Origin of the sequence: Vibrio diabolicus, assembly GCF_011801455.1 — a bacterium.
In the GTDB taxonomy this organism is placed as follows: Bacteria; Pseudomonadota; Gammaproteobacteria; order Enterobacterales; family Vibrionaceae; genus Vibrio; species Vibrio diabolicus.
Map to the genome: position 1 here is coordinate 548428 of NZ_CP042452.1, position 15372 is coordinate 563799.

General features: G+C 42.8%; 12 protein-coding genes. 7 read left to right on the plus strand and 5 right to left on the minus strand.

Annotated elements, in window-relative coordinates:
• The first annotated feature begins 72 nt into the window (after positions 1–72).
• The 5 genes from FR741_RS17940 (at position 73) to FR741_RS17960 (ending at position 5898) form a co-directional block, all read left to right on the plus strand.
• Positions 73–981 (plus strand): aldo/keto reductase, encoded by a 909-nt coding sequence (locus tag FR741_RS17940; RefSeq protein ID WP_085343916.1) that lies wholly within the window; start codon positions 73–75, stop codon positions 979–981.
• Positions 982–1347: 366 nt separating this feature from the next.
• Complete coding sequence (locus FR741_RS17945; RefSeq protein ID WP_006741121.1) at positions 1348–2352, plus strand: response regulator; 1005 nt, start codon at positions 1348–1350, stop codon at positions 2350–2352.
• Complete coding sequence (locus FR741_RS17950) at positions 2352–2789, plus strand: PAS domain-containing protein (protein WP_005396081.1); 438 nt, start codon at positions 2352–2354, stop codon at positions 2787–2789. Before FR741_RS17945 ends, FR741_RS17950 begins: the two co-directional genes overlap by 1 nt.
• A gap of 86 nt (positions 2790–2875) precedes the next feature.
• The gene (locus tag FR741_RS17955; protein WP_046875905.1) at positions 2876–4417 is read left to right on the plus strand and encodes a bifunctional ADP-dependent NAD(P)H-hydrate dehydratase/NAD(P)H-hydrate epimerase; all 1542 of its coding nucleotides are present in this window, start codon (positions 2876–2878) and stop codon (positions 4415–4417) included.
• Between the two features lie 437 nt (positions 4418–4854).
• A complete protein-coding gene (locus tag FR741_RS17960) occupies positions 4855–5898 on the plus strand; it encodes a GMP reductase (protein WP_005396079.1) in 1044 nt (347 codons plus the stop codon).
• A gap of 134 nt (positions 5899–6032) precedes the next feature.
• Here FR741_RS17960 and FR741_RS23665 read toward each other — a convergent pair whose 3' ends face one another.
• The 4 genes from FR741_RS23665 to FR741_RS17975 all read right to left on the minus strand — a co-directional run bounded on the left by FR741_RS23665 (position 6033) and on the right by FR741_RS17975 (position 9892).
• On the minus strand, positions 6033–6446 hold the full coding sequence (locus FR741_RS23665; protein WP_233059819.1) for an Ntn hydrolase family protein: 414 nt from the start codon (positions 6444–6446) through the stop codon (positions 6033–6035).
• Positions 6446–7324, minus strand: a complete 879-nt coding sequence (locus tag FR741_RS17965) for a linear amide C-N hydrolase (RefSeq protein WP_233059820.1) — start codon at positions 7322–7324, stop codon at positions 6446–6448. Before FR741_RS17965 ends, FR741_RS23665 begins: the two co-directional genes overlap by 1 nt.
• 509 nt (positions 7325–7833) lie before the next feature.
• Positions 7834–8115 (minus strand): hypothetical protein, encoded by a 282-nt coding sequence (locus tag FR741_RS17970; protein WP_233059821.1) that lies wholly within the window; start codon positions 8113–8115, stop codon positions 7834–7836.
• A gap of 85 nt (positions 8116–8200) precedes the next feature.
• Positions 8201–9892, minus strand: coding sequence for an FAD-binding oxidoreductase (locus FR741_RS17975; RefSeq protein ID WP_167427349.1), 1692 nt, complete (start codon positions 9890–9892; stop codon positions 8201–8203).
• 283 nt (positions 9893–10175) lie between these two features.
• Here FR741_RS17975 and FR741_RS17980 point away from each other — a divergent pair, with 283 nt between their 5' ends.
• Positions 10176–10649 (plus strand): DUF1842 domain-containing protein, encoded by a 474-nt coding sequence (locus tag FR741_RS17980; RefSeq protein ID WP_104972385.1) that lies wholly within the window; start codon positions 10176–10178, stop codon positions 10647–10649.
• A gap of 134 nt (positions 10650–10783) precedes the next feature.
• Here FR741_RS17980 and FR741_RS17985 read toward each other — a convergent pair whose 3' ends face one another.
• On the minus strand, positions 10784–13465 hold the full coding sequence (locus FR741_RS17985) for an ATP-binding protein (protein WP_233059822.1): 2682 nt from the start codon (positions 13463–13465) through the stop codon (positions 10784–10786).
• Between the two features lie 1361 nt (positions 13466–14826).
• Here FR741_RS17985 and FR741_RS17990 point away from each other — a divergent pair.
• Positions 14827–15246 carry a hypothetical protein gene (locus FR741_RS17990; protein ID WP_167427351.1) on the plus strand — a complete coding sequence of 140 codons (420 nt, stop codon included), beginning with the start codon at positions 14827–14829 and terminating at the stop codon, positions 15244–15246.
• Positions 15247–15372 lie beyond the last annotated feature (126 nt).

Here is a 15372-nt window from a genome sequence, read left to right on the forward strand (position 1 = left end):
CCAAAGTTTACCCGTTGAGCCGATGTGAAAACAAGACTACGATGAATGCAGATCAATTGAAGGAGAAAAACCATGGTTGCAAAAGTTGTGACTGCACCAAAAGGCCCTGAGTTCTCAGAGCTGGTCCAAGGATATTGGCGTGCAGTTGATTGGGGCATGACTGCTCAAGAGCGTTTGTCATTCCTCAAGCAACATATTGAGTTAGGCATTACCACGGTCGATCACGCAGACATATACGGTAATTACGAGTGTGAGAAGTTGTTTGGTGAAGCACTTGTTCTCGATAAGAGCGTGCGAGAGCAGATTCAGATCGTCACAAAGTGTGATATCAACCTGTGCGGAGATAAAACACCAGAGCGTAAGATCAATCACTACGATACAAGTTCCGCTCACATCTACCAATCGGTGAATAACTCGCTTGAGCGTTTGAATGTGGACGAAATCGATGTGCTTTTAATCCATCGCCCTGACGTGTTAATGGATGCCGATGAAGTGGCTGAAGCATTCTCAGAGTTACACAAAGTGGGTAAAGTGAAGCACTTTGGTGTATCTAACTTTACTCCACGTCAGTTTGAGCTGCTGCAATCTCGTTTAGGTAAGCCTCTTGTGACTAACCAAGTGGAAATCAACCCGCTTAATTTTGAAGTTGCACATGATGGAACGCTTGATCAAATGCAAATGCTGCGTACGCGCCCAATGGCTTGGTCTTGCCTCGGTGGTGGCTCAATCTTCAGTGGTGACAGTGAGCAAGCCGTTCGTGTTCGCAACGAATTAGAAGCGATTCGCGAAGAAGTGGGCGCGACTAGCATTGACCAAGTGATTTACGCTTGGGTACGCCGTTTGCCATCTAACCCAATTCCAATCATTGGCTCTGGTAAGATTGAGCGTGTGCAAACGGCAGTAAATGCGCTGAATATCGAATTGACTCGTGAGCAATGGTATCGCGTATGGGTGGCTTCTAAAGGTCACGGTGTGCCATAGAAGTGACACTTTATTGATGAATACATTATTCAAGGCACCCTATGAAAGGGTGCTTTTTTATTGCTACGTGATACCGATTTCCCCAGTACTCATACTGAGCGGATAGAGTGGGAGTAAAAACGAATTTTTAATTTAAAATGCAACTTTGTGCTTATTTTTAATGGAGGCGTTTTATCCATGTTTGTTTCATGTCACTAAACAGCGAATGGGATGTTTGCTTTTTCGCCATTTTGTTCACTCATCCATTCATATTGCGTATGCTTATTGAATAAAAAAGAAATAAAAACTCGTCAGTTTTCTCGTATTACATGCTGTAACAATCTGTTAGACTCCGGCGCAGATTGTGGAATATAAAAAGGTGATTGAATGTCTTTTCCCGTACTCATCTGTGATGATTCAGCGTTAGCACGCAAACAGATGGCGAGATCACTACCAGCCACATTGAATGCCGATATTACGTTTGCTATCCACGGAAAAAATGCGCTAGAAGAACTCGAAAAGAACGAGTTTAAATTGATGTTTCTTGATTTGACCATGCCAGAAATGGATGGCTTTGAAACACTAGAAAACATGCAGCGGTTAGGGAATACAACTCCGGTGGTTGTGGTGTCGGGGGATATCCAACCTAAAGCGAAAGAGCGCGTGTTCGCACTGGGTGCAAAAGCGTTTATTCAAAAACCGATCGCCAAAGATGAACTCAAGAATGCGCTTAAAGAGTTGGTTGAGCCAGAGCCTCGTCCTCAAATTATCACGCCTGTTTCTATTGAGTTACCGATTTTACGTCGTCGCGATATTTATATGGAAGTGGCGAACGTCTCTATTGGTCGAGCCGCAGATGCATTGGCGCGTCATTTTGATGTGTTTGTGCAATTACCGCTCCCGAACGTTAATATCTTCGAAGTGAGCGAACTACACATGGCACTCCGTGACTTAGCGTCGCATGATAACGTATCGGGCGTTTGTCAGGGCTTTTGTGGCGAAGGTATTGCGGGTGAAGCGCTGGTGATTTTGAGCGATTCGAGCGTATCGGATCTCAAGAAGTTGATGAAAGTGCCAGCTGACAGCGACGAACTGGAAGAGCTTGAGCTGCTAATGGATATTTCCAATATCTTGGTGGGGTCATTCTTAAATGGCTTAGGCGAACAATCTGAAGTGCGATTCTTCCAAAGCCCTCCAGTGCTTCTTGGTCAGCATATATCAATTGATTCGATCATTGAGTCTACGACGGGCGCATTCAGCCGCACCATGACATTCGAGGTGAGCTACAACATTGAGGGAACGTCAATCCGTTGTGATTTATTGTTTATGTTCGTCGATGAATCTTTGCCGCTGCTCGATAACAAACTGTCATATCTAATGGAGGAGTTCTAATGTTGAATATGCCAGCAGAGTTTGAACAATTCCATTGGATGGTCGACATGGTGCAAAACGTCGACATGGGGCTCGTCGTCATTGACCGAGATTATAATGTGCAAGTGTGGAATGGGTTTATGACTCATCACAGTGGTTTGCAATCTCATGATGCAATTGGTCGTTCTATCTTTGATATCTTCCCTGAAATCCCGCAGGAATGGTTTAAGTTAAAAACAAAGCCCGTGTATGATTTAGGTTGCCGCAGCTTTATTACGTGGCGCCAGCGTCCTTACTTGTTCCGTTGCCGTAACGTACGCCCTGTTACTCAGCAAGCGGAGTTTATGTACCAGAACGTTACGCTGAACCCCATGCGTACCCCGACTGGGAAAATCAATTCGTTGTTTTTATCTATACAAGACGCGACGGCTGAAGCATTGATGTCTCAGAGTCAGTAGCGATAAAAAACTTTCTCAAAAGCCAAGGTTCGCCTTGGCTTTTTTGTATACTTATAATTGTGTTTCCTAATGCGCAGAACGTGAAGATGGACTTTAATCTCGCCCTAAAACTCTACACCGCAGAACAAGTAAAAAACGGTGAAACGCTGGCAGCGCAAATGGCTGGTGTTTCTATGTATAGCCTAATGCAACGCGCAGGTATGGCTGTGTATGAGCGTTTTTTACACTTATATCCCAAATCAAAAAATATCTTAGTCATTTGTGGCAAAGGGAATAATGGTGGTGACGGATACGTATTTGCCTCGCTTGCTAAACAAGCGCAACTCAATGTACAGGTTTTCCAACTTGGTGATGTGACTGCGCTCAAAGGTGATGCTTTACGCGCATATCAAGATTGGCAGTCCATCGATGGTGTTAACAATGATTGGGATGAGTGGAATACCGCATTGCTAGAAGCCGATGTGATCATTGATGCCATGTTAGGCACTGGTTTAAGTGGTGAGGTTCGTTCGGAGTACCGTCGCTACATTGAGCAAATCAATCAAATTCACACCCCAGTGATTGCAGTCGATATTCCTTCCGGGTTGTGTGCAAATACAGGTGCTATTTTAGGCGATGCCATTCATGCTGAGCATACTGTAACCTTCATTGGTGTTAAGCAAGGCTTGTGCACCGGACAAGCGAGAGATCGAGTTGGTGAACTCCACTTTTGTGGATTGGGTGTAAATATTGAGTTTGATTCTATCGAAGTAGAAAGTGCACTAGGTATTGATCATCAGGTTGTTTCAAGGTTAATGCTCAAGCCAAACCCGACAGCACACAAAGGTGACAATGGCAAACTACTTTGCGTCGGTGGTAACCAAGGTATGTCAGGAGCGATTCGTTTATGTTCCTCCGCTGCGGTTAGAGCCGGAGCGGGTTTAACTGCCGCAATTACTCACCCGAGTAGCCTTATTCCACTACAGATTGGCTGCCCAGAAGTAATGAGCCAAAGCATCACCGCTGACTTACTCAGGGATACTGAGAACGACTTAACCAAACGCATTCGCTGGGCTGAAGTATTGGTGTTTGGTCCAGGTTTTGGTGATGATGAGTGGGCTTATCAAGCCTATCAATATCTGGCTCAAGAACAGAAACCTAAAGTTGTTGATGCTGATGGGCTCAATATTCTAGCGATGCTAAGCCAACGATGTGATGGCACTTTGGTGTGCGACAACCAGCGAGTGATCACGCCGCATCCTGGAGAGGCAGCTCGACTATTAAATGTGACCACTCAACAAATAGAAAGTGACCGATATTCTGCTGCAAGACAACTGCAAGAGCGTTATGGCGGTGTGGTGGTTTTAAAAGGCGCGGGAACACTTATTTACGATGGAACGAGAATGTACGTCTGCCTAGCGGGTAACGCCGGAATGGCGACGGGCGGAATGGGAGATGTGCTATCTGGTGTTATTGGTGCGTTGCTAGCTAAAGGGTTACCCATTTCCATTGCGGCACGTTTAGGTGTGGTACTCCACAGTCATGCTGCGGATATAAACGTGAGTCAGCATGGTCAAATTGGTCTTTTGGCAAGTGATGTTATAGGCACACTTCGTACCGCTATTACTCAACAAATCGATAGGACGTAGCTAGATCTCGCCCATCACTATGAAAAAATGATCGATTTTTTTGGAGTACTTTTTCCGAATTAGCAGCGCATCTTAGTATTAGGTGATTGAGTTTTAGGCAGATTTGAGAGGTGATGCGTTTTCATTTTAAAGGTATGACGCAAAGGTTTGCGCAATAGGTTAACTTAAACGTTTTCTTAAGTTGTTGATAATTATAAATAATGAGAAAAAATAACGACTTGAGGAGTGTTTTTGATATGCGATTATCAAGATGGTATCACAAAAAAAATTCAAATATCAGACTTGTAGGAAATAAATCACAGCCTATAATGCTGAAAACCGGAGCGTCTGCCAACGCTCCGGTTTTTTTGTGTCCGAAGAACAGTGAACTCGTCTGCCAACGAAATCACTACGCACTCTGAGATGACACATATACATATGAATCAAGGAATTACACAATGCGTATCGAACAAGAACTTAAGTTAGGTTTTAAAGATGTACTGTTTCGCCCGAAACGTTCTACCCTTAAGAGCCGTTCTCAAGTAAATTTAACCCGCGATTTTACATTCAAGCATAGTGGTCGTCAATGGTCTGGTGTGCCTGTAATCGCAGCAAACATGGATTCGGTTGGTAGCTTTGCAATGGCTAAAGCGCTAGCTGAGCATGGTGTAATGACTGCTGTTCACAAACATTACACGGTAGAAGATTGGGCTGAGTTTGCTAAATCAGCCGATAAAGCAACCCTGAATAACGTAATGGTGTCTACGGGAACATCTGACGCGGACTTCCAAAAAACCAAAGATATTATGGCGCTTTCAGATGAATTTATTTTCATCTGTATCGACATTGCAAATGGTTACTCAGAGCATTTAGTCGAGTATGTTGAACGCGTGCGAGCAGAGTTCCCAGATAAGGTGATTTCTGCGGGTAACGTGGTTACTGGTGATATGTGTGAAGAGTTGATCCTTGCTGGTGCAGACATCGTGAAAGTAGGCATTGGCCCTGGCTCAGTTTGTACAACTCGTGTAAAAACGGGTGTTGGTTACCCGCAGCTTTCTGCAATCATCGAGTGTGGCGATGCAGCGCACGGCCTTGGTGGCATGATCATCGGTGACGGTGGTTGCTCATGCGCAGGTGATGTATCCAAAGCATTCGGCGGCGGTGCGGACTTTGTTATGCTAGGCGGCATGTTAGCGGGCCACGAAGAGTCAGGCGGCGAAGTGATCGAGAAAGACGGCGAGAAGTTCATGAAATTCTACGGCATGTCTTCTAAGAGCGCGATGGAGAAGCACTCAGGTGGTGTCGCTGGCTACCGTGCGGCCGAAGGCAAAACAGTGTTATTGCCATACCGTGGCAGCGTTCACGGCACTATTCAAGACATCCTTGGTGGCGTTCGCTCAACTTGTACATACGTGGGTGCAGCAAAGCTTAAAGAGCTAACCAAGCGTACTACATTCATCCGCGTTCAAGAACAAGAGAACAACGTGTTCGGTAAAGAGTAAATTGACTGAATGGCGATTATCTTGTTTAGTTCCAGATAAATTAAGAATAGTGAATTTAGCAGTTTGTCTTTTAAAAGCCCCGCTTAGAAAGCGGGGCTTTTTGCTTCTCATTTGTTTGCGCTTCAAAATTAACTCTAAGCGATTTTAATAGTTGGTCGAGATTCGACTTGTTCAAACGGTAATGATGTTGTAACTGGCATGAGCTGTAAAACGCTTGAAATCTGACAGTCTCTATTTAATCCAATATAGTCTTTGACATTGGCTACTCGCCAAGTCATGTCTCCGTAAGTACGCAGATAGAACGCGGGTGACTGATGACTGTTATGTCTAATAACGCTCCATTGGGTGATATCACTAAAAAAGACTTCAGGGTTATCGGATGTCTCAAACTCATTCGCCATGATACCCAAAGGTATATCAACGCGATTAAGTAGCTTTTGTCCGAGTGAGAAGGCTTCGTCGAAGTTAGTTGGTTGTTCGCTTAACTGCTTAATTGCATAGGTTTGTACAAATCGAGACGGCGGTGTTGGGTCGGCGGGTAGGCCCATCAAGCCAGCGCCATTGATTGAAGTGGGCCAGGCACTTGGACATGACGTTGCATGGTTACTTCATTGTTCGGTTCTGGGTTGTAGTTGCGCAAATTGGAAAAATAAGAGAGGTGATTGACATGCCAATGGTAATTTGGGCAGTTAGTCATTACTCCAACGTAGGAGTGGTCCACAACCACTTTATAATCATCAAAGTCGTATTCGGTACATTGATAGCGTGCTTGCTGATTTTTCTCTTTGCTGAACATATCGCTTTCTTTGAATGCTCGATAGATATGCATATTACCGTTAAGAAACTCAATGACTGCACTGTCATTATTTGCATCGTGAATCACGAAATGCTGGTCCAAAGCCATGTTGTCACTCTCTGTTTCACCAGTTGAAATAGTCGAGTTAAACACGTAAACGGGGTGGGTGGTGAAGTAGGTCACCATCTCGTCCACAGTATTAAACGTAGACAAGATAAAAGTACCAAACAGGCCGCTGCCTAATGCAAAGGCATCATCAGGGATGTGAGAGGTCGATACATTTTGATTGAGAATGGGCAAGTACAGTGATCCAACAGAAAGGCCAGATTCATTAATGCCATCAGCTGTTAAAAGAGGGTTATTATACCGGGTAATGGCGTTGCAGTGGATGAAGCTCAACTCTCCCTGCCAATTTGCTCGAAACTCACATTCTTTACTGTGACGTTTTGGCGGCTGACCATTGAAAACACGGTCGGCTTTTCCGTCGGAAGTAAAGGTCGTAATTTGGTAAGTTTGTTGGGCTCTAAACCAAATCTCGGTCTGAAGGTTAACTGCAAACTCCATGGTTCTAGCGGATAAGGTTTGGTTGTTGCAACCATAATTGATATTCACATCTGTACACATAGCCATGCTTTCCGTTGTTTATCTTGAATGATGCATATCCAAGAAACTCTCTGAATCAAATGCTTAGAGATTACGTGGATATAGAAGGATTGCGCTTTAATAATGGTTTTAGCCATTGAGATAAGCGCATGCTATTAAGTTAAGCATTCAATCAAAAAACGTCAGTAGCAGTTTAGTATCAGTTGATAGCGTTAAAATAAAAAGTGATGTATTAAGTAAAACTCTTTGATCTTAGAACTCAATAATATATTTATTTTTTCAATCCTGGTTACTCTAGATTTAAAGTTGGTTTTAAAAGTGATTTTTATTGATTCGATTATCTTGCAGTGGTGATATAAATTGAGAACATAAAGTTAACAATTTCAGATTATGATTGAAAATGGGGAGAGTCTTCAATCCAAATACCGAGAAATGAAACTGCCCGAGAAGTTGTTTAACAGTCTCGGGCGAAGTGATGAATCGGGTAAGCGGCTATAAAGTTTTATCACAAGAACCGCTAAGTGGTGGAGATATTTTTAAATTATCATTAAAGATTTCCACAGCGACGGGGCCTTTATTTTCGTCTTTTGCATAGTATGCACAGGACTTGTCCCAGTATAGGTTTCACCTGCCTTTTTGAAACTGTAGTACCAGGAGTCATGGGTAGCGGCACCGGATTCAAAACTAGCAGATTCAGATTGTTCGCCAATATTCAAGTCGAAACGGACCTCCATTTCCGGAGAGTCTTTAGGTCTCACATATCCGGTGATTTTATCGCTGGAGTTATTTTTAACGTAAAATGCCCCCTTAGTTGTCATAATTTTCCTCTTTTTAATTTCTATACGTGATAGAACGGCCAAATGACGGTCTGTTAATATATGCTTCTTAAGATGCATATTGATGTTAAATGATGGTCTTATTAGTTCTAAGATGATTAAACTTATCCTTAGCGTATTTCTCTTTTATACCGATTAAGTCGCGGTAGCTTCGATCAAAATAAACGCTTGTGGGAATTGCCGGATCTTTAAAGCTGATGAAGGCACCATAGGTTCCCGGTATATCAGCTTCTCTGGCTTTATCAATCCAGTCCATGGCTCTGTTTACATCAACAAGTACTGGGTTATTTTGTAGTTCTAGTTTTTGCTTTATCTCTTCATTCCACCAAGTTTGGTATTGGACTGTATATTGACACTGGCGGTAGGGGAAAGATATGTCTTCAAGGTCGTCTGAGTGATGATAAAAGCGACCAGTGATCGCACCTAAGGTTACGTAACTAAATAGCCCTTGATCGCGGTTTTCTGGCTTTATCAAAGGCGAAGTTAAGCTTTGCAAAAGTGCAGTATAGCCTTCTGCTTTAAGACCTCGCTCTGACACCAATCGCGAAGTGATTTTGTGAGGTGCTGGGGCGTCATAATCTGGAGGGAAAGGAGAACCGCTTTGACACAAAGAATCGCGCCCCCATGTGCTCATCAGGGAGTGATCGTATTTCTTCCCGTCAAAATCAGTACCATGTGCTTCATAGACTTGAACTAAATCAGGGGAGCAGGCGCTAAATTGAACGGCTATAAATTGGTCAAGATCTTGCACTGTTCCTTCCCAGTAACCGTACATAGTGCAGTGATGGCTGATGGTTTCGAGATCACAGTGGTTAGATGATTCAGGCAGAGCATCAATTTGCAAGTTGGTGCCAAGAAGTTTAGGCGTATCGAGGCTTTTTATAGCCTGCTCCCAATTTTTTAGCACATCTATGGTAGGGTGCGTTGGTATTGGCTGAAGCATACCGTTGATTTTTGGATAGAGGTTCCACTGAAGCTCGAAGCGGTGGATCTCTTTGGGTAAAGGGAATGTTTTTACGCGTAGCTCGGTAACAATGCCATAACTCATGCCTCCGCCGCCTCTTAGTGCCCAAAATAGGTGAGGGTTGGACTCTGCTGAGACTTCTGTGATCGTACCATCACCCAATACCACGGTTGCACTCACTAGGTGCTCACAACACATGCCGTATTTTCGCGTCCAAGGGCCCCATCCTCCGCCTTGAATATAGCCAGTCAACCCAACTGTGGCACAGGTTCCATGTGCAATCATTCGATCATGCTCTGCAAGTTTTGGTGTCAGTTGATAGAAGCGATAGCCAGCACCAATGGTGGCAATATTTTCACACAATTGAAAGGTCTTAATTCTGCTCACGTCAATCAAAATAACGTTGTCACCACTGCATTCACCTGCGTGATCATGCCCTCCTGAGCGAACACGAATCGGGAGACTGAATCGAGTTGCTGTTAGATAGGCTTGCTGAACTTCTTGCGTACTTTCGCACATGACAATGACAAAGGGTTGGTGTTGATAGCGAGTATTGAAGATGAGTGACTCGACTTGATATTGGTTCAAACCGGGAACCGGTGAAACCGTGTTTTCAAGAGGTGTCAGTAGTCGCTCTTTAGGAAAACCGCATTTATCCATTTTCTGAATAAACAGTTTGGCATTATTGATTGAGATTGAGTACGCGTTAAGTACAGCGAGGCGTTGTATTTGAGGGTTAGGGTGCTGTTCTACCACTTGGTTTTCTTTAGTTCCCTGCATCCATTCTTGTTCCATTATTTTTTCCATTTGGCTTATGTATTGAATAGTTGTTTAAATATTAACTCGAATGCATATGTTCGCCATATCAGTTTGGTATCAGTTGTTCTGTACAAATCGCCAAAAGCATCAGCGAGAGAGCAATAATATCTGGTTGATGAAAAGAACGAGCGGCATCTGCGTGACCGTAGATAATTTATGTAGTCAAGTAGATCTGAGCCTAAAGTGATACTGAACTTAAATGACGTGTTATCTACATTGAATGGGTCACTAACGACAATAAATTCAGTTGGAGAACACAATGAAAATGGAATCAAAAGAATCACAAGCAATTTTTACTGCTCATTATCAAATTGGTAACGGCTTACCTGGAGGAGTGAACTTCGATGTTAATCTACTCGTGGCCAGCGAAGACAAATCAATAGTGGGTAAAGGACATATCTTCCAGGCCATTAACCCACCGTTAAATGTGGTGTCTGATCTCAATGGCAGTTTCAACTATCAATGCACGATGCGTGATTGTCATATCATGGTGACGTTGCAGGGCTACCAGCCTTACCTAGGCATTGCTCCTCTAGGAGCAGATCTTCACAACGTAACGCTCAACATCCTACTTAATGATGATTGGAAGTCAGGCGTGGCATTCTATCGATATAAAAATAGTTCAGGTAAATGGGTTGAAGTAGCAAATCAACGCGTTACTCTACTTTTACCTGAGCATGTTCCTAGCATCGAAAACTTTAAGGTGGAGCAAAGTGATCATGCACCAGCATAAATCTAATCAGCGATGACACTGTGCCAAAACACAGATATTCGATGGTTTCGAATATCTGTGTTTGACGAGGTAAATCGAGAAAACAAGATGATTTGACGGTGCAATTAGTCGACTTTCTTCGTTTATTGAATATTTCATGGTTGAGTAGATGTGAAGAGCCAATGGTCGAGCTCATCAACACTTATTTGAGCCTGGTTCAGTTGATGCTTACGCGCGGCCTGATTGAAGTTTAACAACTCAGAGACGGAGCTGGACTGGTCGAGTAAGGCAAGCATCAGATTCGCTTGTTCAATATAAAAATCACCCCATGGATGCGGATCTTCTCGGGTGAAGTTAGCAAGCTTATCGCGATATTTTCGAAGTAGCGTAGGCTGCTTATACTGCCACGCTACTTGGATTCCTTGTTGGTAAAAGCGTAAATAGTTATGACCAACACAGGTAGATTCTAGCCAAGCCTCACCAGTGCGCAAAGCGGAGAGGGCCGTTGATTCATCGCCACAAATAAGTGCCTTGGTAGATACGAGCCAAGGACCAATAAAATTGTGTAGCTTATTGATATGAACAAGATCTAGAGCCGTGTCGATGTCCGAAAGGGCTTTCTCCTCTTTTCCCTGATACCAGTGCAATCTTGCACTGGACTCCAAAAGAAAAGCGACAAATCGATGAGCATTAAGCTGTTTTGAAAGTTGCAGAGCGGTCGAGATTTCGTTTTCAGCTTGCACCAATACATTACGGTCGAGAAAGATCCATGCTGCCGTAAGCCTGGAAACAATTTCTGCTCGGCGGTTTGCCGTGAGATAGGCAAGATTCGAGGCATGCTGAGCCTGTTTTAGTGCTTCGTCAGATTGCAGTTGATAGATCATCACTGTCGCCAGCATGTAGCGATTGGCAGTTTCAATCGAAAGCAACTGATGCTCTTCACACAGCTGCAAACACTCGGTTAAGTGCTCGTATGAGCGAGCCATTTTTCCTTGTGCGTAGGCACAATCACCGAGGCCGCCAAGCGATTTTGCTTTCGCGCGAAAACAGTTTGCTCGCTGACTGTAATCTAATGCAAGTAAATGTTCTTTCTCACATTCGTCTAGCTGCCCAGTAGGGAACAGCATATTACCTCTCATCGAGTGGATTTCACACAAAGATTTATTTAACGTCAGCTTTTCGCACAGGGCTTGGGCTTGGTCTAAAATCGACATCGCTTGTACAAAGTTGTCGGTTAAGCGGTAGGGGTTAATGAGGTCTAAATAGTATTGAACACGTTCAGGATCATTTTCTGTGTGATGAACCGCTTGCTCAAGAACCTCAATACTCTCTTTGATGCGTCCCATCGAATACAGGCAGTTTCCTTTCATATTTAGTGCATACGCCATCTGTTCTTTAGGTGACTCTTTAATAGCGTACTCAATAAGTGTCAGTGCTTTTTCAAACTGATAATTACTCAGGTAATGTTTGGCGGTCTGTTCAAGAACAGTAAATACACCTTTGCCCTTGGCATGATTGATATGGACGGCATATAAGAATCGATCTCGGTTCTCATACCATTTTGCACAGGCCATGTGTATTTTTGAACACTGTGACTTGTCTATTTGACGGAAAACAGCATTGCAAATCAAATCATGATGGAAAAGGTATTGATCGCCATTGAGTTTTACTAAGCCAGCATCGACTAACTTATCTGGTACGTAGCCGGGAATTCGAGTGATTTCACGCAGTTGCTCCAGTTGAAAGCACTGCCCCAACACAGAGGCAGTACAGAGTGCTTGGCGATCTTGGGCTGGAAGTTGAGCTAATTGTATCGAAACTAAATGTTCCAATGACTCCGGAACGTCTTTATCAAACTGAGAGCAAAGCAGTGTTTGGCGCAAGTATAGAGGATGGCCTTTCGCAAGCTTTATACAGTCATTGATATGTTTATTCTGTTGGCATGTGATTGAGCAAGCTAACTCGTAAGACTCTTCAGATGATAACTCCCTAAGTTCGATTAGATTCACGTTGGCAAACCAAGATTGTTTGGAACTAAGTCGTTTTTGCTGCCTAAACGTCAGAAAGAGTAAAATATTGGTTTTTGTGATATGAGGTAGCAGTGTCTCAAGAAATGCCAACATTACTTCGTCGGCCCAATGGACATCTTCAACAATAATCAAATGCGGTTTGCTGGTCTGCCGTTGTTGAATTAAGAAAGGGATAGATTGCTCTATCGTTTGTTTCAGCGTTTGGAACTCCATTAAGTTCAGCAACTGCTTTTCTGATTCGTTGAGTGCTACCCCCATTAACCAATAAAGGCAGAGGTGGAAAGAAGAGGGAATTGATGACTCGACAGTTTGCTGACGAATAGAATCATCGGTATCTTCACGAGTAAATGAACAAATTGCCCGAGTGAATATATTTTGAGGGGACAAGAGATCAGCACTACCATGATTCAGGATTTGAATCTCTGTGGTTAAACACGAAGATCGATTCAAAGACGCAATGACCTGGTTGAGTAGGCTGGTCTTTCCTATCCCTGCGGTACCAGTAATACAATACGTTTGGCCTGCTTCTTGTTTTTGCCATCGCTTGATTCCGCTATTTAATGTTTCTAGTTCAAGTTTACGCCCTACAAAACAGTCAGTATGGTTTTGGTGTAAGGATACAAGATGCCAGTTGTTGAAGTCTGGCTCTCCTGTTAGAAACGGTTTTATTGGCCTGGCACAATTGGACGAGATAAAGCAAGGGCAAGCAGCTATTTCTCCCCAAGGGATTTTAACTAGGATTTCATTGATTGGGGTTATCGCATTCGGATGTTCCGATAGCTCAGTGACTCGATGCTTGTATTTCACATTGATAAAAGACCGAATCGAAGCCGAAAGAGCAACCTGTAATTGAAGGGCTAGTTGTCGAATTCGTTCAAAAACATATTCGTCCGATTCCTGTATAGACCAAGTAAGAACAAACGTCCGGTTTTTTATTATGGGTGTAGTGTTTTGGCTGAAAAGTAATGTTTGCAGAGTCTTTGCGGTCAAATCACACTTTGCTTCGATTGCAAAAATAAAAAAATATGGTGGTGATGAAGACACATTTGTAAGTAATGGTTCTGAGGCGCGATCTATTAAGAGGTCCTCTACGGGGACAGAAAAGTATTCCGCGAGGTTGGATGCGGTACGATACAGCACATTCGCCCCAGACTCTGCTCGCTTTATGGAAGCAATAGATACGACAAAACCCTGTTGAAAGCATTCTTCCGCCAGTCTTTCTTGGCTCAGTCCTAATTTCTTTCTCAGTTCTTTGAGTCGTAATACGTTGAGTGGAATTCTTCCATCCCTATTTGCCATATTTCACTCCGTTGTAACGTATAGCTTTTCCCAGTAAACCTGAATCGATTGGATATGTTGAGTGAACAAATTTATCTTATTTCACCATATATAATACTAGTAGTTAAAATGTTATATACGAAAATGAAATGGGCATTTTAATCTTCAAACTACCTTAATTTATTGTTGTATTGGTGGTGTTTTTGTTATTAATAATTTTGATAATTATTGTTGTGAATTCATGTTTTTCTTAATAAGTTTTTTGAAATATCTTTAAATGTATATCTTTTAAAAGATTGCACACCTTCAGCTTATATTGGATCATATTAAACTGTAACAATTAAATTCTTTAATTTTAAAGATATAAATTGACAATTTTATTTTTAGTGTTTTTTTTATTTCTATTCTGGCGAGTTAAGTTTTTCTAGTCTATAAATTAAATATCGGCACTTTCTAAATAACTGCCGATAAAAATAATTTTAATTTCAATATTATAAATAGTTGGCTTTATACAATGGATATTGGCTTTTTCTGCCTGTTAAAAGGATTTCATATTACACCACACTTGAATGCCGCGCTTACCTCTATCAAGGAGACTGTGTGGCTGCCACATGTCAAACGATCTTGTTATCGAGGGGATTGGCAAGCGCTTGCTTTAGAAGAATCCTATCGAAAGGCCTATTACCCTAACTATTTACTACTCTCTGAATTTCCAGAATTGGAACTGTTTTTATCTCAATTTTTCTGCCCAATTTTGTCAGTACGGTTTATGAAATTAGATCCGTGAGCTCAGATATTATAACGCCGAGCTTATGGCGTATGTTTTTCTCAAGTACAGGCTTGTTTACATCATTAACAACTGCTATAGCGGCAATTGAGGTTCATGAATTATGCAAAAGGGCTCACCTATAGAATTCTACCAGCAACGTCCTCAATCTCGTGAGACGGTCGGTGTTGAAGAAGTGCAGCAACAAACTCAACAGTTTGGTTTTGCTGAACCCGAAATGGATGAGCTGCTTAAGTACTCATTACGGACTCAACTTGAGGCTATGCTCCAAAACCAACTCAGCACGGCTGAACGCCAACGGCAACTGAAAGAGAGTTTCGCTGCGGCAGTTGAGCTCGTATTGAAGGAGACGAAAGTTGAGCACCGAACACTGGTGCAAGCCTTTCAGAGCATGTATGGCAACGCTTGCCAATCTCTTTCTCTGGCTAAACTCACTCAAGAGGAACTGACCCGACAGTACATTTCCACATCTGGGCTGAACGCTGGGATGTCATTGCTTCAGCGCTCTTCGGCCTGCGAGTAAAGAAATATCTCAATACGGCTCTTTGCGGCATTAATGAAGCCCGTAACGGTATTTAGTAATGCGAGATTGGAAAGTTTTAACCAACCACACCAATTACGTTATGGGTTGGTTTTAACTTAAGTGTAT